17 protein-coding genes are annotated in these 24,924 nt (G+C 69.5%); 4 read left to right on the top strand and 13 right to left on the bottom strand.

Going from position 1 to position 24,924, the window contains the following annotated elements:
- The 5 genes from HR086_RS25125 to HR086_RS25145 all read right to left on the bottom strand — a co-directional run.
- Positions 1-365: thioesterase II family protein (locus HR086_RS25125; RefSeq protein WP_174466862.1), on the bottom strand; the 365-nt coding region annotated here is incomplete at its 3' end.
- Positions 362-1,666 carry a glycosyltransferase family 4 protein gene (locus HR086_RS25130; protein ID WP_174466863.1) on the bottom strand — a complete coding sequence of 435 codons (1,305 nt, stop codon included), beginning with the start codon at positions 1,664-1,666 and terminating at the stop codon, positions 362-364. The genes HR086_RS25130 and HR086_RS25125, both read right to left, overlap by 4 nt.
- Before the next feature lie 31 nt (positions 1,667-1,697).
- On the bottom strand, positions 1,698-4,778 hold the full coding sequence (locus HR086_RS25135) for a type I polyketide synthase (protein WP_373564355.1): 3,081 nt from the start codon (positions 4,776-4,778) through the stop codon (positions 1,698-1,700).
- Between the two features lie 15 nt (positions 4,779-4,793).
- On the bottom strand, positions 4,794-9,401 hold the full coding sequence (locus HR086_RS25140) for a type I polyketide synthase (protein ID WP_174466864.1): 4,608 nt from the start codon (positions 9,399-9,401) through the stop codon (positions 4,794-4,796).
- Between the two features lie 167 nt (positions 9,402-9,568).
- Positions 9,569-10,612 (bottom strand): LLM class flavin-dependent oxidoreductase, encoded by a 1,044-nt coding sequence (locus tag HR086_RS25145; RefSeq protein WP_141640648.1) that lies wholly within the window; start codon positions 10,610-10,612, stop codon positions 9,569-9,571.
- Positions 10,613-10,844: 232 nt separating this feature from the next.
- Here HR086_RS25145 and HR086_RS25150 point away from each other — a divergent pair, with 232 nt between their 5' ends.
- Complete coding sequence (locus HR086_RS25150) at positions 10,845-12,215, top strand: MFS transporter (RefSeq protein WP_174455411.1); 1,371 nt, start codon at positions 10,845-10,847, stop codon at positions 12,213-12,215.
- Between the two features lie 22 nt (positions 12,216-12,237).
- Here HR086_RS25150 and HR086_RS25155 read toward each other — a convergent pair whose 3' ends face one another.
- Positions 12,238-13,683, bottom strand: a complete 1,446-nt coding sequence (locus HR086_RS25155) for a hypothetical protein (RefSeq protein ID WP_254626467.1) — start codon at positions 13,681-13,683, stop codon at positions 12,238-12,240.
- 74 nt (positions 13,684-13,757) lie between these two features.
- Here HR086_RS25155 and HR086_RS25160 point away from each other — a divergent pair, with 74 nt between their 5' ends.
- Complete coding sequence (locus HR086_RS25160) at positions 13,758-14,120, top strand: hypothetical protein (RefSeq protein WP_174466865.1); 363 nt, start codon at positions 13,758-13,760, stop codon at positions 14,118-14,120.
- 104 nt (positions 14,121-14,224) lie between these two features.
- Positions 14,225-15,574 carry a DUF2254 family protein gene (locus HR086_RS25165; RefSeq protein WP_174466866.1) on the top strand — a complete coding sequence of 450 codons (1,350 nt, stop codon included), beginning with the start codon at positions 14,225-14,227 and terminating at the stop codon, positions 15,572-15,574.
- 35 nt (positions 15,575-15,609) lie between these two features.
- On the opposite strand, the gene HR086_RS25170 is transcribed toward HR086_RS25165, so the two are convergent.
- The 4 genes from HR086_RS25170 to HR086_RS25185 form a co-directional block, all read right to left on the bottom strand.
- Entirely contained in the window at positions 15,610-16,077 is a 468-nt protein-coding gene (locus HR086_RS25170) for a hypothetical protein (RefSeq protein WP_174455413.1), read from the bottom strand.
- A gap of 136 nt (positions 16,078-16,213) precedes the next feature.
- Positions 16,214-17,788: an AbgT family transporter gene (locus tag HR086_RS25175; RefSeq protein ID WP_217441941.1), complete on the bottom strand. Its 1,575-nt coding sequence runs from the start codon at positions 17,786-17,788 to the stop codon at positions 16,214-16,216.
- A gap of 72 nt (positions 17,789-17,860) precedes the next feature.
- Positions 17,861-18,676, bottom strand: coding sequence for a YdiY family protein (locus tag HR086_RS25180; protein ID WP_174466867.1), 816 nt, complete (start codon positions 18,674-18,676; stop codon positions 17,861-17,863).
- Between the two features lie 228 nt (positions 18,677-18,904).
- Positions 18,905-20,602 carry an alpha/beta-hydrolase family protein gene (locus HR086_RS25185; RefSeq protein WP_174466868.1) on the bottom strand — a complete coding sequence of 566 codons (1,698 nt, stop codon included), beginning with the start codon at positions 20,600-20,602 and terminating at the stop codon, positions 18,905-18,907.
- Positions 20,603-20,942: 340 nt separating this feature from the next.
- Between HR086_RS25185 and HR086_RS25190 the strand changes: the two genes are divergently transcribed.
- Complete coding sequence (locus HR086_RS25190) at positions 20,943-21,764, top strand: siderophore-interacting protein (protein ID WP_174466869.1); 822 nt, start codon at positions 20,943-20,945, stop codon at positions 21,762-21,764.
- 56 nt (positions 21,765-21,820) lie between these two features.
- Here HR086_RS25190 and mxcL read toward each other — a convergent pair whose 3' ends face one another.
- The 3 genes from mxcL to HR086_RS25205 form a co-directional block, all read right to left on the bottom strand.
- Complete coding sequence (gene mxcL, locus HR086_RS25195; protein WP_141640657.1) at positions 21,821-23,089, bottom strand: myxochelin B biosynthesis transaminase MxcL; 1,269 nt, start codon at positions 23,087-23,089, stop codon at positions 21,821-21,823.
- Entirely contained in the window at positions 23,037-24,299 is a 1,263-nt protein-coding gene (gene mxcK / locus HR086_RS25200; protein ID WP_174466870.1) for a myxochelin export MFS transporter MxcK, read from the bottom strand. The genes mxcL and mxcK overlap by 53 nt, the downstream gene beginning before the upstream one ends.
- A 40-nt stretch (positions 24,300-24,339) precedes the next feature.
- On the bottom strand, positions 24,340-24,924 hold a 585-nt coding region (locus tag HR086_RS25205), incomplete at its 5' end, for a TonB family protein (protein WP_174466871.1).

The raw sequence follows: 24,924 nt of genomic DNA on the forward strand, positions 1-24,924 counted from the left end.
GGCGTGGGGAGCCCCCGCTCGCGCAGCGCCCGCGTCAGCTCGTACGCGAGCAGCGCGCCCATGCTGTGACCGAACAGGGCGAAGGGCTTGTCCCCGTGGCGCGCCACCACGTCCACCAGGAAGTCGACGACCCGCGGCAGCTCACGCAGGGGCGGCTCACGCAGCCGGTTCTCCCGGCCGGGGAGCTGCACCGGGCACACCTCGATGTCCTGTCCCAGCTCCGCCTGCCAGGTGCGGAACAGCGACGCGCTGCCGCCCGCGTGGGGCAGGCAGAACACCCTCACCCAGGCGCTCGGCTGCGGGACGTGGAAGGCCAGCCACTCCGCCGCGGGCAGGGCAGGGGAGGGCGACACCGGGGATGTCATGAGAGCACCTCTCGCCGGGCGACAGGGGCCTCGGCCTGCCGGGCGGGCATGTCGATCAGCTTCTGGTACACGACGCGGTTGGCGGCCACCATGCGCGGCAGGCCGAAGAGCTCCACCACGCGCTGCTGTCCGGCGAGGCCCATGCGCCGAGCGCGCTGGCGGTCCTCCAGCAAGTGGAGCTGTGCGTTGGCGAGCGCCTCGATATCCACCTCGCGGGGTCCTCCCGGCGCGCCTGGTAGCACCGGGACGAGCATGCCCGTCTTCTCGTGCTCGACGATCTCCGCCGGGCCTCCAGACCTCGTCGCCACGAGCGGGAGCCCGGAGGCCATGGCCTCGATGGCCGTGTAGCCGAAGGGCTCGTACAGCGAGGGCACCAGCGCCAGGTCCGAGATTCGGTGCAGCAGTCCGAGCTGGCGACGCGGCAACTTGCCCAGCAGCTTGATGCGGTGGCGCAGGTGCGCGTAGCGCTGGGTCAGCCCTTGCACCATCTGCGTGGACTCGCGCGAGTCGGTGCCGCCCGCCAGGAGGAAGCGCACCTCTGGACGTTTGGCGAGCACGCGCTCGGCGGCGGCGAAGATGGCGGTGATGCCCTTCTGCGGATGGAGCCGGCCCGTGTAGAGGACGACCGGGTCATCGGGCGTGGCCACCGTGGCGCGCAGACGCGCGTACTGCTCGGGCGTGTGCGAGGGCTCCAGGAAGGGCCCCGCCTCCATGCCGCAGTGGATGGTGTGCAGCAGCGACGCCGACAGCCCGTAGGTCTCCCGGATGAGCTCGCTCATGGACTCACTCACCGAGATGACCGGTGTCGTGCCGTCGTAGAAGCTGCGCTCCTCCTCGAGGATCTCCGGGTCGGGCGTCTGGCCCCACCAGCGCTCGGCGGGCTCGGAGATGTAGTGGCTGGTGCCCAGCACGGGCACGCCGGCCTCGCGGCCGAGCACCCGCGCGGCGCGGTGTGTGTGCCACTGGTGGAAGTGGATGAGGTCCGGCTGCTCCTCGCGGATGCGCTCGCGGCCGTGGTGGACCAGGTCCTCGTTGAAGAGGCGGATGCCACGCACCAGCGAGAGCTGCGCCGCTTGCGAGAGGCTGCCTCGGCTCGGCGGCACCAGGTGAACGGTGAGGTTGGGCTCGCGAAGCACGGCCGGCTCGCCCGGGGTGTACGCCACGACGGTGACCTTGCACCCGCCACGTGCCAGCCCGCGGGCCAGCTCGTAGACGTAGGTGCCCACGCCTCCGGCCACGTTCGGGGTGTACTCCATGGCCAGGATGAGGGCCTTCAGGGGTGCGGAGTTGGGAGATGCCATCGGCTGTTTCTCGAAAGGGGTGGGAGCGCGGCTAGCGACTGGCCGCGACCTCTTCGGGGGTGAGCTCCGCCAGCATCTTCAGCAGGGCCTCGACTTCCGGATCATCATGGCCGGGGCTCTTGCGCTGCTCGGCCACCAACGCCGCCAGGCGGGCGACCGTCGGTGCCTCGAACAGGGACTGCAGTGGCACCGTGAAGCCGAAGGTGTCCCGCAGGCGACCGACCACCGTGGTGGCCAGCAGCGAGTGCCCCCCGAGCGCGAAGAAGTCGTCGTTGAGGCCCACCGGCCGCACGCCCAGCACGTCCTCCCAGATGCGCGCCACCGTCCGCGCGTCGTCCGTGTCGGGTGACACGTACTCCGTGGACAGCGCGGGGCGCGAGTAGCCCGCGGACGCCGCCTCTTCATGCTCCCGGGCCTCGAGCGTGCGCTCCGGTGCTGGAGCGGAAGCCAGCGCGCGGTGTCCATCCGGGGAGACCCAGTAGCGCTTGCGCTCGAAGGGATACGTGGGCAGCGGGACGCGCAGTCGTCGCTCCCCTCCGTGGAAGGCCTCCCAGTCCACGTCCACGCCCGAAAGCCACAGCTGCCCCAGCGCGCCGAGCAGCACGGCCGTATCCGGCTGCCGCGTGTCCGGGTGGCGCAGTGAGGTCATCGTGGTGGGCGCCTGCGGGAGCGCGCCGGGCTGGGCGGCGAAGGTGGACAGCGTGCGTCCGGGACCGACCTCCAGCAGCACCTGCGCGGGCCGCAACAGCGAGAGCCCCGCCGCGAAGCGCACCGGCTGGCGCAGATGGCGGGCCCAGTACGCCGGGTCCGTCGCCTCGGCGGCCGTCACCCAGGTGCCCGTGACGTTGGAGAGGTAGGGCAGTTGGGGCGCGGACAGCTTGACCCGCCGCACGCGCTCGGTGAACGGCGCGAGGATGGGGTCCATCATCGCGGAGTGGAACGCGTGCGAGGTGTGCAGCTTGCGAGCCTGCACGCCGCGCTCCTCGAGCCGGGCCCGCAGTGCTTCCACCGCGTCGTCGGGTCCGGCGACCACCGTCAGCGAAGGCGCGTTCACCGCGGCCACGGACACGCGCGCGTCCAGCAGCGGCGTCAGCTCCGTATGCGGCAGCGCGACGGAGAGCATGGCCCCCGAAGGCAGCTCCTGCATGAGCTTGCCGCGCGCGGCCACCAGGGCCAGCGCATCCGGCAGGCTGAAGACGCCCGCGAGGCACGCGGCCACATACTCACCGATGCTGTGGCCAATCATCGCCTCGGGCTGAACGCCCCAGCTCATCCACAGCCGGGCCAGCGCGTACTCGATGGTGAAGAGGGCGGGCTGTGCCAGTCGCGTCTGCTGCAACTGGCGCTGGGCCTCCTCCGCGCGGTTCGCCGCGGGGAAGAGGACCTCGCGCAGGTCCTGGCCCAGGTGCGGCGTGAGCCGGGTGGCGCAGTCGTCCACCACCGCGCGGAAGGCGCGCTCGCTCTCGTAGAGGCCCTGGGCCATTCCCGCGTACTGCGCGCCCTGGCCGGGGAACATGAAGACCGTGGAGCGGCCCGTACGCTCCTCGGCGGCGGACAACTGCCGCGCGGTGTCTCCCAGCGCCGTGAGCGCGTCCTCACGTCCCTGACACACGATGGCGCGCCGATGCGCGTGGCGACGCCTGCCGACCTGGAGGCTGTACGCCGCGTCCGCGGGCTCCAGGCCCGGGTTCGCGCGAAGGTGCTCCGCCAGCCGCTGGGTCTGCGCGGCGAGCGCGGCGGGCGTGCGAGCCGACAGGAGCAGGAGTTGCTGCGCGCGGGCGGCCCGGACAGGGGCTCGCGTCGGCGGCTCCTCAAGGATGACGTGGGCGTTGGTGCCACCCATGCCGAAGCTGCTCACGCCAGCGCGCCGGGGCCCGTGGGCGGAGGCCTTCCACTCGCGCAGCGTGGTGTTGACGTAGAAGGGGCTCTCGTCCCAGGGGATGTTGGGGTTGGGCGTCTCGAAGTTGAGGCTGGGCGGCAGCTTGCGGTGCTTGAGCGCCAGCGCCGTCTTGATGAGGCCCGCCACGCCCGCCGCCGCGTCCAGGTGGCCCACGTTGGGCTTGAGCGAGCCGATGGCGCACGTGCGCGGCCCCGCCGCCTCGTCACCGAAGGCCCGCGTCAACGCCTGCACCTCGATGGGGTCTCCCAACGCCGTGCCGGTGCCGTGCGCCTCCACGTAGCCGATGCTCGCGGCGGACACGCCCGCGCTGCCCAGGGCCTCGGAGATGACGGCGGCCTGTCCCTCGACGCCCGGCGCGGTGTAGCCCACGCGCGCGGCGCCGTCGTTGTTCACCGCGGAGCCCTTGATGACGGCGTAGATGTGACTGCCATCCGCGAGCGCGTCCTCCAGCCGCTTGAGCGCCACCACTCCCGCGCCGCTGCCGAAGACGATGCCCTTCGCCTGCGCGTCGAACGAGCGACAGCGCCCATCCGGCGAGAGGATGCCACCTTCCACGTAGCGATAGCCGCCCTGGAGCTGGAGGTTGATGGACACGCCTCCCGCGAGCGCGACGTCACACTCCTGGTTGAGCAGGCTCTGGCAGGCGACGTGGACCGCGACGAGCGACGTGGAGCATGCGCTCTCCACGTTGAAGCTGGGGCCGCGAAGGTCCAGCTTGTAGGAGACGCGCGTGGTGAGAAAGCTGCCCGCGTTGCCCAGGTTGAGCTGGAGCGGGTCCGCGGTGCGAAGGAGCTCCGCGTTCCCCATCAGGTTGAGCAACAGATACGTGCTCAGGGCCTGGCCACCGAAGACGCCCACCAGGACGTCCTGGGGCGGCGCTCCCTGGCCCGCGTCCTCCAGTGCCTCCAGCGCGCACTCCAGGAACAGGCGCTGCTGCGGGTCCATCACCTCCGCCTCGCGCGGCGTGTAGCCGAAGAAGGCCGCGTCGAAGCCCGCCACGTCCTCCAGTCGCGAGGCCACCTTGATGAAGTGGGGATCCGCGAGCACCTCCGGGGGCAGGCCGGCCTTCAGCACCGCGTCGTCCGACAGAGGCTCGATGGCCTCCACGCCGTCGCACAGGTTGCGCCACAGCTCATCCAGGCCGCGTGCGCCCGGGAAGCGCCCGGCCATCCCGGTGATTGCGATCTCCATGCCCGTGTTGCCTTCCGACACGCTGGTTCCTCCCCCTCAATTGCCGGACTGGCGGCGCTGCTGGATTTGCTCCCGGCGCCGCGCTCCTCGGCTCCTCCGGTCGCTGGTGGTCGTCGTCGGCGCCGGGTCCTGTCCGCGCGTCAGGAGCCGCGCCATGGCGCTCAAGGTGGGGTTCTCGAAGAGCGCCACCACGGGCACGTCCGTGCCGAAGCGGCGCTTCACCTCGTTGATGACCTTCAGGCCAATCAGCGAGTTGCCACCCAGCTCGAAGAAATTCTCGTGCAGCGACACGCTCTCCACGCCCAGGAAGCGCCGCCAGATGTCCGCCAGCTCGCGCTCCGCGTCGTCCATGTTCGTGGGCGCCGCGCGCTCTCCCTTGGGCGCGTCGTCCGTCTCCACCGGGCCCATCAGGTCCTGGAGGAAGCTGGCGCTGCGGGCCATGGCCGCGCGCAGGTCCTGCGTGGACACCACGACGTGCGTGGGCATCTGCGCGAGGACGCGCTCGAACACGTCCACGCCCTCGGTAGGGGACAGGGCGTGGGTGAGCATCGCCTCGCGCAGCGCGTCGGCCCCGCCGGGAATCTGGGTGGTGACGGCCTGGCCCACCTCGCGCCACGTGTCCCAGCCCAGGGAGATGACCGGCAGGCTCCCCGTCGCCGAGGCCTGGTAGGCGAAGGCATCCTGGAAGGCGCACGCCGCGCAGTGGTCGATCTGCCCGGGCTCGGCGGTGAAGGCCGTGCGGGATGAGCAGAGCAGGAGGAAGTCGAGGGGCATGCCCTTCAACAGCTCGTGCAGCACCCACGTGCCTCGCACCTTCGGACGGAGGACATTTTCCACCGCCTTCCGGGTGCGAAGCTGGGCGAGCCCACCCGCGGGCACACCCGCGGCATGGATGACGCCATGCGGATCGCCAAAAGTCTCACGCGTGCGGCGCATCACCTCCGCCATCTGCCCCGCGTCGCCCACGTCCGCCTGGAGTACCAGGACCTCGGACCCGAGTGACTCCAACACGAGGACCCGGCGAATCCGCTGGCTCACCACGTCCTGCTCATCGTGTGCGCCCAGCCACGCATCCCAGTGGCTTCGTTCCGGCATCGCGCGGTGACCCACCAGCACCAGCCGGGCCTGCACCTTGCGCGCGAGAGACTCCGCCAGTACCAGGCCGATTCCGCCCAGGCCGCCGGTGATGAGGTACGTGCCCCGAGGCCGCAGCCGCGTCGGCGCGCCCGTCTCCGGAGGCGTCAGGTGCGCGGGCTCCAGCGACTGCTCCCAGCGGTGGGCGCCTCGCAGCGCGACCGCGCCGTTGGAGGACGTCGCGGTGACCTCACCCGCCAGCCGTGCCGCCAACGTCGGCAGCTCCGTCGGACTTTCGGGCAGCTCCACATCGAGCGTCCGACACGTGAGGCCCGGCACCTCATGGGGCAGCACGCGACATGCGCCGAGCAGCGTGGCCTTCTCCGAGGCGAGTGACTCGTGGCCGGTGACGGACTGCACTCCGGTGGAGACCACCGTGAGGTGTACCGACCCGGACGAACCCTGGCCTCCCAGCGCCTGCGCCAGGAAGAGCAGGCTGAAGAAGCCCGTGTCCTGGGCGCGCTCCACGCCTTCCAGGCCCGCGCCAGTCGCATCCACGCTCCACAGGTGGACGATGCGGTCGGGTCGCGGCCCGTCCTCGGTGAGCGCGGCCAGCAGCGTCGCGTAATTCTCCGCGCGGCCCGGGTTCACCTCGAAGTCTCCGTCCTCCAGTCGCCGGAAGTCAGGGCCGGACTTCACGCGGGTGACCCGGCCGCCGGTCTCCATGAGCCGCGCCGCCAGCGCGTCACCCAGCCCCCGCTCGTCGACGAAGACGAGCCAGTGACCCAGGGTGGCCGCGGGCACGCGCGGGGCGAGCGTCCGCTTCCACGACGGCAGGTAGTACCAGTCGGAGGCGTCCTTGCGCCGGGCGAGCGAGGCCTCTCCGCCCACGATGGCGCCCACCAGCTTCGGGTCCAACCAGTGCCGCTTGCGCTCGAAGGGGTAGGTGGGGAGCACCACGCGCCGCCGCTTCTCTCCGGCGTACAGGCGCTTCCAGTCCACCGGCACGCCGGCCATCCAGAGCCGTCCCAGGGTGGTGAGCACGAAGCGAACGTCGGAGCCCGGCTCGCGAGGAGCGCGCATCGACGTGAGCACCACGGTGGACTGGTCGCGAGCCACCTGGAGCCGCGCGAGCGAGCCCAGCGTCCGGCCGGGGCCCACCTCCAACAGCACGCGCGAGGTGTCCTCCATCAGGCAGCGCAGGCCGGGGCCAAAGCGCACCGTCTGCCGGAGGTGCCGCACCCAGTAGCGCGGGTCCGTGGCCTCCTCCTCGGTCACCCACGTCCCCGTTACACCGGACACGAAGGGCAGCTTGGGCGTCTGCAGCTTCAGTCGACTCACGAAGGCAGAGAACGCCGGCAGGATGGAGTCGATGATGTGCGAGTGCGCGGCCACGTCGATGTGGACCCGACGGTGCTCGATGCCACGCGCCGCCAGCTCCGTCGAAAGCGCGTCCACGGCGGCGGTGTCTCCGGCCACCACGCACTGAGTGGGTCCATTGACGGCGGCCAGCGACAGCCGCTCGCTCAGCAGCGGCAGCAGTTCCTCCTCGGACAGGGCCACGCTCACCATGGCGCCCGAGGGGAGCTGCTCGAAGAGGCGGCCTCGCTCGGTCACCAGGGCGAGCGCATCCTCCAGGGAGAAGACACCCGCGAGGCAGGCGGCGACGTACTCGCCCATGCTGTGGCCAATCATCGCCTCGGGCTGGATGCCCCAGGACTCCCACAGCTTCGCGAGCGCGTACTCCACGGTGAAGAGCGCGGGCAGGCCCACGGACGGGCGAGGCAGGGGCGCCGAGGCGTCCGCGTCTCCAGGCGGGTAGAGCACCGCGCGCAGCGACGGGCCTCCCCGGCGCGACAGCAGGGCGGCGCACGCATCGAAGGCCTCGCGAAAGGCGGGCTCCGTCTCGTACAGCTCCTGCCCCATGCGCACGTGCTGGGCCCCGCCACCGGGGAAGAGGAACACGACGGGACGTCCACCGTCCTTCGCCATGCCGGTGAACACGCGCTCCGGTGCCCCATCGGTCAGCACGGTGGCCGCGTCCTGGCCGTCCTCGCAAATCACCACGCGCCGATGGGCGAAGGCCTTTCGGCCGATCTGGAGGGTGTAGGCCACGTCCGCCAGTTCCTGCTCCGGACGCGCCGCCAGGTGCGCGCCGAGGTTGTGGCTGAGCGTGTCCAGCGCGCCCGGCTTCTTCGCGGAGAGGGCCACCAGCTTCCAAGGCCGGGTGGGGCCGGAAGGCGCGGGAGGAGGAGGCGCTTCCAGCAGCGCGTGGGCGTTGGTGCCGCCAATCCCAAAGGAACTCACGCCCGCGTGGCGCCGGTGGCCATGGGGCTGCCAGTCCTTCAGCGTGGCGTTCACATAGAAGGGGCTCCGGGCCCAGTCGATGTTGGGGTTGGGCGTCCGGCAGTGCAGGGTGGGAGGGATCTGCCCGTGCTCCACCGCGAGCGTCGCCTTGATGAGGCCGGCCACGCCCGCCGCCGCGTCCAGGTGGCCGATGTTCGACTTGACCGAGCCCAGCGCGCAGAAGCTGGTGGCCTCGGTGCCCGCGCGGAAGGCGCTCGTCAGCGCGGAGACCTCCACCGGATCTCCCAGCAGCGTGCCGGTGCCGTGCGTCTCCACGAAGCCCACTTTGTCCGGCGTCACGCCCGCCAGCGCATGGGTGCGGGCAATGACCTCCGCCTGCCCCTCGGAACTGGGGGCGGTGTAGCCGAGCTTCGAGGCGCCGTCGTTGTTGACGGCCGTGGCGCGGATGACGGCGTGGATGTGGCTGCCATCCGCCAGCGCGTCCTCCAGCCGCTTGAGCACCACCACGCCCACGCCACTGCCGAAGAGCGTTCCCTGGGCCTCGGCATCGAAGGGGCGACAGTGCCCGTCCGGCGACGCGATGCCACCGGGCTGGTGCACGTAGCCGGTGCGCTGGGGCATGTCCACGGACACGCCCCCCGCGAGCGCCACGTCACACTGGAAGCCGAGCAGCGCCTGACAGGCCAGGTGGGTTGCGACCAGCGAGGTGGAACATCCCGTCTGCACGTCGAGGCTCGGACCCTTGAGGTCCATGTGGTACGCGAGCCGCGTGGCGAGGAAGTCCTTGTCGTTGCCAATCATCACCTGGAAGCTGTCGCCTGAATCGAGCAGCTCCGGGTGCGTGTGCAGGTTGAAGAGCAGGTAGGTGCTCAGGCTCGTTCCGGCGAAGACGCCCACCGAGCGCGACTCCGTGTCCAGCCCGTGGCCCGCGTGCTCCATCGCCTCCCAGGCGCACTCCAGGAAGATGCGGTGCTGCGGGTCCATCAACGCCGCCTCACGCGGCGAGTAGCCGAAGAAGCCCGCGTCGAAGGCATCCACCTGCTCCAGCACTGCCCCGGCCTTCACGAAGCCCGGCTGCCTCAGTCGCTCTTCGGGGACACCCCGCGCGCGCAGCTCGTCGTCCGTGAAGAAGCGGATGCCCTCCACGCCGTCGCGGAGGTTGCGCCAGTAGGCTTCCACGTCCGGAGAGCCCGGGAAGCGGCCGGCCATGCCGACAATGGCAATGGCCAGTGCATCGCCGTCATTCAGGTTGTCTTCGCTCATGGCGGTCGAAGCACTCACAGGCAGGAGGAGAATCAGGGGGAGCGTGTCTGGAACGTACGAACGGTCCGCACATACGGTTTCAATGCGGAGGAACGTCCGTGACGAATGTGCTGGAGCCGTCGCCCGCGGCGGTCCCCCGGCCGCCGCGAGTCACCCGAGGCCGCGAATCAGCTCGCGGTGCGGGCGGTGGGTAGGGCTTCGTCGCGCGTGTTCGTGAGCGAGAACGCGTCGGCGAGCAATTCGTAGGACCGCAGCCGGGCGCGGTGGTCGTGGACGATGGTCGTGATGAGCAGCTCGTCCGCCTGGAACTCCTCGGCCATGCCCAGCAGCTGCTCCTTCACCTGGGCCGGAGCTCCGCAGACGACGCGCTTGCGGTCGAACTCGAGCGTGGCCTGGTCCTCGGGCGTATAGGCGTAGGCCTCCGCCTCCTCGATGGAGGGAATGGGCTCTTCGTTGCGGCCCCGGCGGGTGTTGATGGTCAGCAGGTCGCTGCTGCGGGCTATCCGCCGAGCTTCCTGCTCCGTCGGTGCACAGATGACATACACACTGACGGAGGAACGAGGCGCCGATTGCACGTGAGAGGGCTGGAACCGCGCGCGGTAGCCGCGCGTCACCGGACCGCCGTGAATCGGATTGAAGAAGTGGGCGAAGCAGAAGGAGATTCCCAGCCGCGCGGCGAGCACGGAGCTCTGCTCACCCGAGCCCAGCGCCCACAGCTGCGGCATCCCCGGCGCCATGGTCCGCAACCCCAGCCCCTGAAACTCCGCCGTCGCGGGCGTGCTCCCCGAGATGAAGGCGATGAGGTCCTCGAGCTTCGTCGGGAAGCTCTCGTTGCTCGCGGGGACGCCGTACGCCAGCGCCTTGGCCACCAGGTCCGCGCTGCCAGACGTCCGCCCGATGCCCAGGTCGATGCGACCCGGGTGGAGCGCTTCCAACAGCCGGAAGACCTCGGCGACCTTGAAGGGGCTGTAGTTCGTCAGCAGCACACCGCCCGTGCCTACACGGATGCGCGACGTCGCCGCCGCGACATGCGCCACCATGATTTCGGGAGCGACACCGGCGAAGTGTCCGGAGCCGTGGTGCTCCGCGACCCAGAAACGGTGATAGCCGAGCTGCTCCGCCGCACGGGCCAGCTCCACCGTGTTCTGGAATGCCTCACGTGTCGTGCTGCCTCGGGCGACGATGGAATGGTCAAGGACACTGAGCTTCACGGCGAGCGCTTCTCCCGGGGCAAGTGACACCCTCGGCCGTGGACGACACGGGCCGGGGCGTCGAGTTGACCGCGTTTCGTTGGGGGTCGTTACTATAATAGCACCGTCAGCCGCGAGAAATGAGGCTTGGCTGATTTTGTTTGAACTCCGAGAAAATGTGACAGGCAGGAGTGCTGTGGTTGCGCGGACTCCTCCTTCTTCCCGGCCGCGACCTGTTATCAGCACCTCCCACATGTTCCGACGCGTCATCACGCACCCGCCCGCCGTCTTCGGGCTCACCTGGTTCGCGCAGCTGGTCTCCTCGCTGGGCTCGGCGCTGGCGGGCTTCTCGGTGATGGTCCACGTGTATCGGAGCAGTGACTCCATCACCGAGTACTCGCTCGCCTCGTTCTTCTCGTTCCTGCCGATGGTGCTGATTGCCCCCGTCGCCGGGGCGCTCGTGGACCGGTGGGACCGCCGCCGCATCATGGTGCTGGCGGACGTGGGGGCGGGGCTCACCATGCTGCTGATGTGGCTCCTGCTGGTGGCGGACGGGGCAGGGCTCTGGAGCCTGCGCAGCTGGCACCTGTACCTGCCCATCGCGGTGTGCGCGGCCGCGGGCACGTTCCGGGCGCTGGCCTACTCGGCCTCCACGGCGCTGATGGTTCCGAAGCAGCACCTGGGGCGGGCCAATGGCCTGATTGAGCTGGCGCTGGGAATCGGCCAGTTGGGCGGGCCCGCGCTGGCGGGACTCCTGGTGGTGCGAATCGGCCTCCAGGGGGTGCTGCTCATCAACCTGGGGTCCTTCTTCCTCTCCGCGCTGGTGCTGCTGTGTGTGGGATTCCCCCAGCCCGAGCAAAGCGCCACCGCGCGCGCGGCGAGAGGCTCCCTGCTGGAGCAGATGGCGGTCGGGTGGGGTTTCATCCAGGCGCGGCCCGGCCTGCTGGGGCTGTTGACGTGTATCGCCGTGGCCAACCTGTTCGTGAGCCTGGTGACGGTGCTCATCACTCCCATGGTCCTGAGCTTCGCGGACGCGTCGACCCTCGGGTGGATTGCCTCCTGCTCGGGCATGGGGGTGCTCACGGGGGCCTTGTTGATGAGCGTGTGGGGTGGGCCCCGGCGGCGCATCCTCGGCGTGCTTGGCTTCGAGCTGCTCGCGGGCCTGGCCCTGTTCGCGGCGGCGCTGCCGGCGGATGCGCGACTGGTGGCGGGCGCCGCCTTCGTCTTCATGTTCACCACCCCAGGGGTCATGGGGTGCTCTCAGTCCATCTGGCAGAGCAAGGTGCCGTCGGAGTTGCAGGGCCGGGTCTTCGCCGTGAGGCGGATGATCGCCCTGTCCACGCCGCCGGTGGCGGCCTTGCTCTCGGGACCGCTGGCGGACCGATTCTTCGAGCCCTGGATGGCCCCGGGCGGCGCGCTGGCGGGGCGCTTCGGGCCCATGCTCGGCGTGGGCCCGGGCCGAGGCATCGCGCTGCTCTACCTGGTGCTGGGCGTGTTGTGCGCGGTGAACGTGCTGGTGGCCTGGCTCTCCCCCCGGGTGAGGAACGTGGAGCTGGAGCTGCCGGACGTCCTGCGCGAGCCGCCTTCGAGCGTGGGGCCCCAGCCGGCGCCGACCTCGGCGTGACGGAGGGCCCCGGACGGGCGGGCTACTCGACGACGACGAGCGCGCACATCAACGCGCCCTGCGTCGCGTTGACCACGTCCTTGCCCCGACCCATGGGATTCATCCGGACCATCGTCCCGCCGTAGCGCTCGCCGAAGACGAACGAGCCCCAGATGAGGATGTGCGGGCCCACGGAGCCGTCGTCCCGCATGAAGTGGTAGGGGCGCGGTTCGACGCGCTCCTGGATGATCCACCCGCCGCTCTCCAGCGCCTCCTGGATGGCCGCGTCCCACGCCTCGGCGGTCATCGACCGGCCGATGAGCACCGACTTCCCGCCGTAGGCGCGGCCCGCCTTCAGCACCAGCCCATCGCGCTTCGAGGCGACGACCTGGTCGGGCAACCACACGCGCTCACCGGCCCGCCAGGTGTGGGTGCGCTGGAGCCGCCGCGTCCAGGGGATGTGCTGGCGGATGAGGTCGCGCTCCTCGGCGGAGAGGGCAGGGGAGTCCTCGTTCTCCGACAGCAGCGAGATGTTGAGCTTGTCGTCGAGGATCTCCTGCGCGGGGCCGTTGTAGAGGCAGAGGGTGCGGGCGGCGAGCGCGGCGCCGACGCGGGCATCGAACGCCGCTCCCACCACCTCCAGCCTGTCCCTCGCGTCATGCTCCTGCACGGCATGCACGCGTCGGCCGCGCATCGTGAAGCGGTGTCCCTCCGCGTCGTGGACCTCGCCGTAGGTGCCGATGAGCACCTCGCCCTTCGCCCCCTCCGCTTCGAGCAGCTCCGTGAAGGTGGTGTTGAGCAGCAGGGTCGCCATCTCGACACCCACCGGGTCCGGCAGCTCGTTGTCCGGGAAGAGCACGGCCAGGTTGCACTCGCCCTCCCATGCAACGGTCCGGCGCACGTCGTCGATGACGTGGGAGAGGAAGGCCTTGAGGGTGTCCTGGAGCTGGACGCGCAGGCCCTGCTCCTGGGTGAAGCGCTGGAGCACGGGTTGGTCCATCACCACCTGGGCCTTGAGCGCCGTCTCCCAGCCACCCAGGCCCGCCATCATGTTGATCTCAAGGCACTTGAGACCGTCCGCGGAGTCGATGAAGTCGCCCCGGCTGAGCACGCCGCGCGCGTCGTCCGTGAGGGCCAGGGCCTCCACCGCCACGCGTGCGCGCTCGGGCGGGAGACCGAAGTACTCGGCGACACGTGCCGGGTCACCGCCGAGCAGCAGCCGGGGCCCGCGCTTGACGAGCCGGCTGAGCTTCACCGAGACGTCCTCCAGCAACTGGTTCCGGCGCGCGTCGATGAGGATGGGCCAGCGGTGCAGCTCGTAATACATGAGCGGCGACTCCTCGAACTTGCCGAAGCGGTGCTTCGCGAATGCCTCGGGAGTCCGCTCCGCGAACTTCAGGAAGGCCACCGCCGCGGCGGACAGCTCGCCGTGCAGCACGTGGGTTTCCTCGGAGAACATCTTGCCCTGCCGCCCATCTGCGCCTGACATCACGAAGGCTCCACGCCAAGAAATTCACGCAATTGCACTCTGTCGCAGTGTGCATGTAAAGCCTTCGTGACACCATGAAGCTTGAACGCCATGTCGGAGGGCTCTCCCTCGCGCGGAAGGCCAACTACCTGCGGGCGCGCGGTTGGCGTGAAGACGAGGGTCGGTGGTCGCATGAGATCTTCGGCCAGCATCCGCTGGCGAAGGCCATCCACCACCAGCTCACGGACGACCTGGCGCAGGCCCTCTGTCAGCGGGGATGGCAGGTGCTTGGGTACTCGGAGCGGGGCTATGTGCAGCTCCGTGATGGAGAGCGCGGCAAGCCATGCTCGCTGCCCAAGGCGCTGCGCACGCAGGCGCGCCGCGAGAAGCGTCCCGTGGCGGAGCTGACCTACTCGTTGTTCCTGGCGGCGCTCGTCGAAGTGAACGACGTCGGGTAGGGCGCGTCCGTGCACCGAGTCCACGGGCTGCTGCCTGTCCGTGTGTCTGCTGCGTGCCATGCCCGCCGGGGCCACATTCTCCTTCTGGCCGAGAGGGAGTTCGCATGGTCGCCCGCCGTCTCCGCAGGCTCATCCGTGACCCCTACTGGCTGGTGCTGCTCGCCTGTCTCGGCATCGGCGGCCTGCTTGGCCTGGAGCTGGCGCGGGTTCAGACGGACTACGCGTCGGCCTTCTTCGGCCTGGCCTGGCGGGGGGACCCCTCCAAGACACGCTCCGCGCTCACGGCGCTGTTCGGACTGCAGATCACCGTCCTCACGGTGGTCCTGTCCCTGAATGCACCGGTCATCCAGTCCGCGGCGAATCAATACTCACCCCGGCTCGTCCCGCTCTACTTGAAGAGCGCGCCGCTGCGCCGCGCCATCCCGCTGTTCTGCGTCTCCAGTGGGTACATCCTCGTGGCCGGACGGGAGCTGGGCTTGATCACGGACGCGGGAGTCCGTCCACGTCCCGTGCTCTCGGGGGCCTTCATCCTGGTCCTCTGCGCGCTCGTGTCCCTGGTCGTCTGCATGATTCGCACGTTCCGTTACATGCGCGTGGAGCGCGTGCTCGGACTCGTCCAGGAGTTGGTCGTCTCGGCGGCGGAGCGTCGCATCCGGGCTCGACTGAGCCGACTCCCATTGGACCCGGCGGCGACCCTGCTGCTGCCGCCCGAGTCCTCCGCGCTCACAGCGCCTTCCTCTGGCTACCTCACCGAGGTCGACCTCCGTCGCCTCACTCGAACCGCCCGGCATTGGCGCGTGCGGGTGCGCATCGACGTTTTCGTCGGCGACTATGTCGACACGGGGGAAGTCGTCGGCTGGGTGGTGGGGGAAGTTCCTGGGTCCATGGACCCTCGCGCGATGCACAGCCTCGCCTCGGCCCTGCTCCTCACCGCGGCGCGCGAGCCTGATTGCGACCCCGCGCTCGGGATTCGCATCCTCGTCGACGTCGCCAACCGGGCGCTCTCGACCTCCGCGAACGACGCCTATACGGCGCGACAGGCGCTGCAGCAGGTCCGCTCGGTGATGCGCCGGCTGGGACATCTGCCGCTGGGGGACTGGAACGTGGTCGACCCCGATGGACAGGTGCGTGCGTCCGTCGCGGGGATGCGCCTGCGCGACTATCTCTTCATGGCGGTGGATGGTCCGCTGCACCATGGAATGGGCAGTCCCGAGGTCCTCGAAGAGGTCCTCCAGATCGCGCTCGCCGTGGGGCTGACCGCCTGGGATGCGGAAGACCGGGCAGCGGCGCATGCGCTCGTGGCTCGCGTGCTCGCGAAGGCCACCGCACAGGAGACCCCCGAGCGTGAACGCCTCCATCGACGGCTCACGGAATCCAGGCGCATTCGCGCTGCATTCGAGAACCGCTCTCCAAACGACCTCGGAGCCAACGCGGGCGAATGGGGGCCGCACTGAGCCGAGCCCGGCTCAGCAGGTCGCCACCTGTCGTCCTAACGCGGTTCCCCAGCGGGAGAGGAGGGGGCACTCGACAGACGAAGGAGCTCGGGCAGGGTCGTGAGGTCGCGGACAGCCATGTATGCCAGGCTGCCCACCACAAACGCCACGAACGTTCCGATGCCCATCATCACCATGGCGAGGGTCAAGAGCACGACGGTGGTCACCCAGTGCGCTCGGATGGCCCACTTCCCGGCGACGGTCGCCACCATCGCGCGACGAACCTCAATCGCGGTTTTCGCGGCGCGGATTGCATCGGGAGCCGCCCTCATGCTGCGCGCCTGAAGCGTGCCGACGATGACGCCGCAGAGGGCGCCCACAGCGGGCGGGAGGGCCGGCATCGGAGTGACCCAGGGGGCCAGTAGCGCTGACGCCGCCGCGAAGGTCACAGCGAGCGCGGCGCTCTTCGCGGGTTGCAGGGTCCAATGAAGGCCAGTCCGCTCGACACCTGCATCCGGATTCATGGACGTAAGGTATCAGCTTCACCTCGTGGTCGACGAGCGAGTCCTTCGGCTCCGTGCCGTGCCCCACCTGCTCACCCTCGAGCCGTGCCAGGGCACTCGGCCCTGGCACGGCCTTGGTTCAGGTGTCCTCTTGGGCCTACCCGAGTCCCCACGGGAGCCCCAGCACCTGCCACGCCACCAGGAGGAGGATCCACGCGATGAAGACGACCACGACGTACGGCAACATCAGCGCCACGATGGTGCCCACGCCTGCTTCCTTCTGGTACTTCTGCGCGAACGTGACGATCAACGCGAAGTAGGCGTTCAGCGGCGAGATGGCGTTGAACGGACCGTCACCCACGCGGTACGCGGCCAGCACGGCCTCCGGGTCGACATTCAGCCGCATCAGCAGCGGCACGAAGACGGGCGCGAAGATGGCCCACTTCGGAATGGCGCCCGTCATGATGAGGTCCAGCACGGCGACGACGCCGACGAACCCGACGAGCAACGGCAGCGCCCCGAGCCCCGCGTCCTCCAGGATGTCGCCCATCTTCACGGCCGCCAGCGTCGCCATGTTGGTGTACGTGAACAGGGCGATGAACTGGCTGATGATGAAGAGCAGGAAGATCAGCGCGCCCAGCCCCGACACCGCCTTCTCCATCGCCTTGATGACGTCGACGCTGCTCCGGATGGTCTTCGCGCCGATGCCGTAGGCCGCACCCGCCACGAGGAACAGCAGGGTGATTGCGACAATCAGGCCGTTCATGAACGGCGAGTCGCCGACGATGGCCCCCGTCTCCGGATTGCGCAGCGGCGCGCCCGGCGGCAGGGTCAGCAGCCCGAAGAACACGAGGACCGCCAGCACCCCCAACCCCGCGAACTTGAGTCCACGCGACTCGTCCGCGCTCATCGTCGCACCCGCCGCGTCCGGCTTCTCACCCTTGTACTCACCCAGCCGGGGCGAGATGACCTTGTCGGTGATGAGCGAGACGATGAAGGTCAGCATGATGACCGACGCGACGGAGAACCAGAAGTTCGCCGTCAGGTCGATGGAGCGCTCGGGATTCAGGATGTGGATGGCGTCGTTGGTGATCTCCGTCAGGATTCCGTCCAGCGGCTTGATCAGGATGTTGACGGTGAACACCGCCGCGACGCCCGCGAAGGACGCCGCCAGACCCGCCAGGGGATGACGTCCCACGGTGAGGAAGGCCGCCGCCGCCAGGGGAATCAGGACCAGATACCCAGCGTCGGCCGCGATGCTCGACAGGATGCCGACGAAGACGAGGATGTACGTCAGCGCCTTGCGGGGCGCGACGGCCACCAGCTTGCGAATCAGCGCCCCCACCAGGCCCGCGGCGTCCGCGACACCGACGCCGAGCATGGCGACGATGATGACGCCCACCGCGTTGAAGTTCATGAAGTTCTGGACGACGCCTTCGAACATGAAGCGAAGCCCGTCGCCCGTCAGCAGGCTCTTCGCCGCGGCGGTCGTCTCCTCCGGGGCGTGGGTCTCCGGATTGATGGTCTGGTACGTGACGCTGGCCCCCATCATGTAGAAGACATGGGAGAGCAGGATGACGATGCCAATCAGCGCGACGAAGATCACCGCCGGATGGGGGACCTTGTTTCCCACCCGCTCGACGGTGTTGAGAATCCGCTCCAGTCCCTTCTTCTTGGGCGGTGTCTCGGTCTGCCGTTCCGGCATCGAATCGTTGAAGTGAGCTGCCTTCATGGTCGTCCCGATCCTTTCCATCCGGGGACACGCTTGCCGCTCAATCCCGCGACGACGCGCGAGCCCCCTGCCTCAGAGCGTCAGCTCTGCTCCCACCGTGAGCGCGGTGTCCGTGGAGGCCTTTCCCTCCGCCGGTGAGCTGTCATGCCGTACGTCGAAGAACGTGGTGAGCGCCAGGCGCCCCGTCAGGTTCACGGAGAGCTTCGTGGTGGAGGTCAGCAGCACGCGCGTGTCGCCAAAGACATCCGGAAGCAGCATCGCGTACTCCCGGAACTCCACCCGCTCGTTGATGTCGTAGCGGAGCATCACCCCGACCGAGGGAGACCACAGGTCGACGCTGGGGAGATCCTTCCGCGTGGGGACGTACTGGAACCTGCGGTCATGGGCGTAGTGAGCGCCCAGGTAGGCCCGCAGGAACAGCTCGTCCGTCTTGCGCTTCTTCTGCTCAATCAACGTGAAGCCGACCCCCAGCTCCACCTCCGCGCGCAGCTCGAGGCTCGACAGGTGGTCGGTCTCCGCCCCAAGGTACGTGTACGCGCTGAGCAGGGGTGTGGCCCGGTACTCTCCACGCACCCATGCTCCGAGCGCCTCCGCGATGAGCTCCTCTTCGTCCTCGGACGCCGCCGCTCTCCCGTAGGCGCCATCCGCCTCCAGGGTGAGTGCCCACTTGGGTGACTCGTATTCCGCCAGGGAATTGCCCGTCAGCGTGTACGAGCGACTGTTGCCGGTGAAGAACGAGAAGCCGACGCCGAAGGACCCTGTCCAGGGCCCGACGTCCTCTTCCTCATCCTCGGTGCATGGGCGCACCGGGCCGTCCTCCGACACCGTGTCGGGCGGCGGCGTGGGAGTCTGGGCAAGGACCGTGAGGAGGAAGAGAAGAGGGCTCATACACACTCAGGTGAAGCAGGGAGGCGCTCCTGGAGCGATGCCAGGAGACGGGAGGCGCGGAGTTCACGGCCAGGACAGCGAGCAGGCGCGTGCCGCCCTCTCGGGTTCCGTCAAACACTCGTCATGCGTGACAGGGCGCGCAATCGCCCAAGGGGGCAGCGCGGGACGCTCGCGTGCGCGTCAGGGCCCGACTCCGATTCACTGCCTTCATCCGACGCGCGACACTCGTCACGGCTCGGGCCGCAGGCGCTCCCTCAGTCGCGCGGTCTTCTCCTGGGTCCAGCCTTCCGGCCGCAGCAGCGCGAGCCAGCCGTCCACGTGCTCGCCCGTGTAGACATGGCCATAGCCGGGAGGGACCGCCATCCCCAGCGGCAGGTCGGCTGTCACCTGCCAGAACGTCACGAAGGGGAGCCACACCATCGCGTCCACGACGTCATCGCCCCGGGGCTCCCTCAGCCAGTCGGGACGGCTCAAGAGCAGCTGCGGACTCCACCATGTGATGGGGTCCGACGGGTGGAGCAGGTAGAGCACCCGGGAGTTCCCCCAGGGTGCGGACGCCGGAGGAATCTCCACGCCCGGCCGCCTGCTGAAACGCACGATGCGGCCATTGCGATAGGTGGGCTCCACCTCGGGGCTGCCAGCATCGCGCTGGTCGGTGAACTCGCGATACAGCGTGTTGAAGTGTGGCGGCCCGACGAAGAGCGCGCCGCTCGTGCGGTTGGCCAGGTCCCGCTCTCCACTGAACGCCGTCTCTCCGCCGTAGGAGCCCAGGCTCTCTCCGAACACGAGCAGCTTCGGACGACGGCCTTCGGGAAGTCGCGACCAGCGCTCGTAGACCTCATCGAAGAGGGAGCGTCCCGCTTCCCGCGCGCGCTGCTGGTCCACCAGGACGGAGAGCCAGGACCACAGATGTGAGTACTGCATGGAGATGATCGCGGAGTCGCCGCCCGTCACGTACTCGAAGGCGTCCACGGACTCCGGCACCACCCAGCCGCTGCCCGTGGTGGTGACGACGAGCAGGTACTCGCGCTCGAAGCCACCGGCTCGCTCCAGGTCCTGGACGGCCAGCTTCGCGCGGCCCTCCGCGTCCGGCGCGGAGGCGTAACCGGCATAGACGCGGATGGGCTCCTTCGCGGCGGCGCCGTTGAACGTGGAGATCTCCTCGACCGAGGGACCCCGGCCCACGAAGTTGCGTCCCTCGCGGCCCAGCGTGTCCCAACCCACTCTCGAACCAGGGCCCCCGGAGCGCAGCGCGCTGCTCGGGGGATACACGCCCTCCGCGGTCGTCGTGTCCTGCACCGCGAGGGTGCGGTCCGCCAGTGAGATGAGCCCGTCCCACAGCACGCCGCTTGCGAGCAGGAAGGTGAGCGCCGCCACCACGACGCCGCTCGTCGCCCGGGCCGCACGCGGGCCGATGTGCCGCGCGAGCCGCGAGTCCAGTCGGCGATACACCGCGCGCAGCCCCCGCCCCGCCGCGACGAGCAGGAAGAAGATGACCGCCGCGACCACGGGCGCGAACAGGTAGCCGGCGCGGCCAGGGTGGGGCATTCCCATCCGCTCGCGAATGCTCGCCTGCCAATGCCAGCCCAACGCCAGCGCGGCGACCAGGGCCACGCCCCCCACCATGAAGAAGCCGAGCCAGGCGCGTGGACTCGGAGCCCTCGGAGGTCGGTTGGCGAACTCACGCCAGAGCCAGGCGCCCAGGACGCCCAGCCCGTAGCCGATGACCGCGCTCATGCCACTGACCAGTCCTTGAAAGGGACCGCTGCGCGGCAGCAACGACGGCGTGAAGGACAGACACGCGAACACGAGCGCGACCCACGCGCCGGGGAGCGTGTAGTGGAGCCACCGGGAGGAAGTCCGACTCCCATGCCAGACACCGCGCGCGGGTGGCTTCGGCGCGGCGCGATCAAGAAGGCGCTCCATGCGAACCCCCGGGGAGACGTTCTCGCGGCGCGGCACCGCATCCCTCGTTCCATGCAGAGGGTAGGACCTGCGAACGCGGCCCACAGCGGGCGCTCGTCATCCCTGCCAGGGACAAAGGGCCCGGGAGCTGTCCTGGGGAAGACGCACAGGCCCGCTCGCCTGACGTGCGCCCAGGCGGCGCCCGGCCAGGGCTCCGACTTCCCACCCGTCAGGCCCTCAAGCCTGGAGACGAACCCGGCCTCTTGTGATAACGAAATTGCGAGTCAATATCGTAGTCCTGGCTGTCGGACCGTCCTTCGGGGCGGGCCTCGAGGCAGCGTGAAGAGAAGAGGAGCGCGGCGTGACGACGAGCGTGAGCGAGAAAGTGTTCCGTCGGGGGCCCTTCCCCGTGAAGTTCCGACTGCTGGAGGTGCTGCGGGTGACTCCCATCACCCCGCATGTGGTGCGCATCACCTTCGGGGGCGAGGACATCCAGGGCTTCAACAGCGAGGGTGCGGACGACCATGTAAAGCTGCTGTTCCCCGAGGAGGGGAAGCTCAAGCCGGTCATCCCCACCATGGGGCCGAACGGTCCGGTGCTGCAGCCGGGTGAGAAGAAGCCGGACTCGCGCGACTACACGCCCCGGCGGCATGACGCGGTGGCGGGCGAGCTGGACATCGACTTCGTCCTCCACGGCTCGGGTCCCGCGTCGTCCTGGGCGTCGAAGGCGAAGCCGGGTGATTTCCTAGGCGTGGGCGGGCCCAAGGGCTCGCTGTTCGTGTCCAACGACTTCGACTGGTACCTGCTCGCGGGTGACGAGACGGCCATCCCCGCCATCGGCCGCAGGTTGGAAGAGCTTCCCGCGGGGGCTCGCGCCATCGTCTTCATCGAAGTGTCGGATGCCAGCGAGGAGCAGAAGTTCGACACGAAGGCGAACGTGACGCTGACGTGGCTGCATCGCAATGGCGCGGAGGCTGGGACGACGGACTTGCTGAACCAGGCGATTCGCGGGCTCGACTTCCCGCCCGGCGACTACTTCGCCTGGGTGTCGGGAGAGTCGCTCTCCATGCGCCCCATCCGCGACCACCTGCTCAACGAGCGGGGCACGAAGAAGAGCTGGGTGCGCGTCACCGGCTACTGGAAGCGCGGCCTGTCGGACCACCACCACGACTCGCAGAACTGAGTCGTCGCCCGGGGAGGCCGAAAACACCTCGACCTCCCCGGGACTTTCGACGAAGGCTACGCGGGCTTCGCGAGCGAGCGGAGCACTTCGCCCGCCATCTCCACCGTGTAGTCGATCTGCTCCTCGGTGTGCGCGGCCCCGGGGAAGTTCACGTCACGACGCAGCAGGATGCCCCGGCGCGCCATGCCGCCCTGGAAGGGCGTCATCAACTTCGCGTGCTCGACCATGTCGGTGGAGTAACGGAAGAAGGGAATCGCGTCGTAGCCGAGCACGCGCAGCGGGGAGCCCACCGCCTCCGCGTGGGCGTTGATGCCCTCGCGCAGCTTGCGGCCCAGCTTCGCCACGTGCTGGATGTGGTTGCCGTTCTTGTAGAACTTCAGGACGGCTTCCGTCACGGCCAGCGTCAGCAGCTCACCGCCGAAGGTGGTGGACACCTGGAGGTCGGCCAGCTTGCTCAGGTACTTCGCCGGGCCGGAGATGGCCGACAGCGGCATGCCCGCGGCGATGCCCTTGGACATGCACACGATGTCCGCCTGCACGCCGAAGAACTCCTGTGCGCCGCCCATCGCCAGACGGAAGCCGGTGACGACCTCGTCCATCACCAGCAGCACGCCGTGCGCCGTACAGGTCGCGCGCACCTGCTGCATGAACGCGGACGTGAGCACGCGGTTGTAGGGGATGGAGAGAATCACCGCCGCCAGCTGGCTGGCCTGCTTCTCGATGGTGGACAGCAGCACCGCCTCGTCCGGAGGCGTGAAGAGGGGCAGGCGCGTCGTCAGGCCCGCGTGCGCGGCCGGCACGCCCGGTGTGTCGAACATGAAGTGGTCGTGCCACCCGTTGTAGCCGACAGTGATGATGCGCTCCTTGCCGGTGACGTAGCGAGACAGGCGCACCGCCGCGGACGTCGCATCCGCGCCCGTCTTGAAGAACCGCGCCTGCTCCGCGCCGGGGACCAGTTCCAGCAGTGCCTGGATGGAGGTGACTTCGACGGGCGTGGGCAGCGAGTGGAGGACACCTTCCTCCAGGTGCTTGCGGATGGTGTCCACCACCGCGGGGTGGTTGTGGCCCAGCATGTTGGCGCCGAGGCCGCTGATGAAGTCGATGTACTCCTGGCCGTCCACGTCCTCCACGAGCGCGCCCTGGCCCTTGGAGAGGAACACGGGGAAGGAGCCGGGAGCGAAGAACTCCGGCTTCTTCATCATCGACTGGGTGACGCCGGGGACCGTCTTGCGCGCCTCGGCGAGCAGCTGGTTCGAGCGCTCCAGCTTCAGCTCACCCAGGATGGGACGGGGGAGGGAAGGGTGCTTCCTGACGGGCATGTCCATGAGGCTTCCTTTTGCTTGATTCGAGTAACGTCCAGAGCAGGCACAGCGAGAGCGCCGTCACCGCCACGGCCATCCACCCCACCTGGCCGAAGCCGATGAGCGCTCCCTCCGGTGACGTCGCGATGAGCATTCCGCTCACCCAGGCGGACAGGCCGGAGGCGCCGTCGCTCGCGGCCATGTTCACCGCGAGGAACCGCCCCCGAAGCGACGGAGGCACCCGCGCCGTCACCAGCGCGATGGTGGGGATGGCCCGCGTGGACGTGAGGGCCATGAACAACACGAAGGCCCCCATGACGACGGGCAGCGGCGAGGGCGACAGGTGCGTGAACAGCAGGTGCGGGCCCACGGTGCCCACCAGGAGCAAGGCGAGCATGCGGCCCGGTCCGAGCCGGTCCGTGAAGCGTCCCACCAGCTTCGCCGCCACGAGTGTTCCCGCGCCGCCGCCCAGGTAGACCCAGGGCAGGTCCGTCTGCGACAGGCCCAGGTTGCCGACCATGTACGTGCCCAGGTAGGGGATGAGCAGGAAGCTGGCGAACGCCACGCTGAAGGTCAAAAGCCAGCCCAGCGCGAGCCCCGGCGCCGCCAGCGTGGACAGGGGATTGCGGCGGGTCTCCTCGGCGCTCCGGGACAGGTGCTGGTCCAAGCGGGGCAGGGCCTTCAAGAGCCCCAACCACAACACGCCCGCCAGCCCGCAGATGGCCCAGAACGGGGCGCGCCAGCCCAAGAGGTTCGCCAGGGCGAGACCGAGCGGAACGCCCGCGACGGCGGAGAGGCCGATGGTGGACATCACCGTGCCGATGGCGCGACCCCGTCGCTCGGGGGGAACGACGTCCGCGATGATGGCCATGATGACCGCGCCCATCAGCCCCGCGCACGCTCCCGCCAGCGAGCGCGCCACCAACATGGACACGTAGCCGGTGGCCGCGCCGCAGGCCATCGTGGAGAGGATGAAGCCCGCGAAGATGGCCAGCAGCGTGCGCTTGCGGTCGAACCGATCCAACCAGAACAGGCCCAGCACACCCATGGCCGCGGAGGCCAGGGTGTACGAGGAGACCATCGCCCCGAACTGCGCCGTCGTGATGCCGAAGCGCCGGATGAACTCCGGCCCCAGCGGCATGATGATCATGAAGTCCAGGAGGTGGCTGAACTGGACCCCGGCGAGCAGCAGGGTCAGCACTCTCTCCTGTCGAGGCGGAGATGCGGGGTTCACGAGGGGACTCCAGGTGTCGCGCGCGGCGGGGGCCGCGAGGCTAGGGGCGGACGAATCGCACCCGAATCGGTGGCGAGGTCGCCGCGTAGGGCCGGCCCTCGCGGTCCAGCGCGGTGTCGAAGCGCGCCTTGCGTGCACAGTCCAGGGCCGCCTGGCCGAAGCCATGTCCCGGGTCTGACAGCAGCTCCGTCGACGTCACCTCGCCGTCGGCGTCCACGGCGACGCGCAGCACGACGAGCTGGTCATCGATGCGCAGCGCATCCGCTTCCTTCGGCCAGGGGCAGCTCCAGCTTCGCGCCGCGAGCTGGATGGAGCGGGCCCGGCCGCCTCCGGTGCCCTGGCCCTGCGTCTCTCCGCTCGGCACGGTGTTGACCGCCGTCGCCGAGCGACCCGTGGACGCCGTCACGCCTCCCGCGTAGCGAGGCGCATTGCCGCTGGTCATCTCGAAGTCCGTGAAGTCGAGCGGGGCCGCCGGCTCCTTCGCGGCGATGACGGCGCCGGCCTGCGCGGGCTCGGCGGGCGTGGGACGTGACGACTCGCGAGGCGCGGGGCTGGGCGTCTTCACGCGCGGCGGTGGCGGGTCCGCCCTCGCGACGCGCTGAGGCGCGGGCGGCGGGGGCTCGGG

Source organism: Myxococcus sp. CA039A, assembly GCF_013336645.1.
GTDB classification, from domain to species: domain Bacteria; phylum Myxococcota; class Myxococcia; order Myxococcales; family Myxococcaceae; genus Myxococcus; species Myxococcus llanfairpwllgwyngyllgogerychwyrndrobwllllantysiliogogogochensis.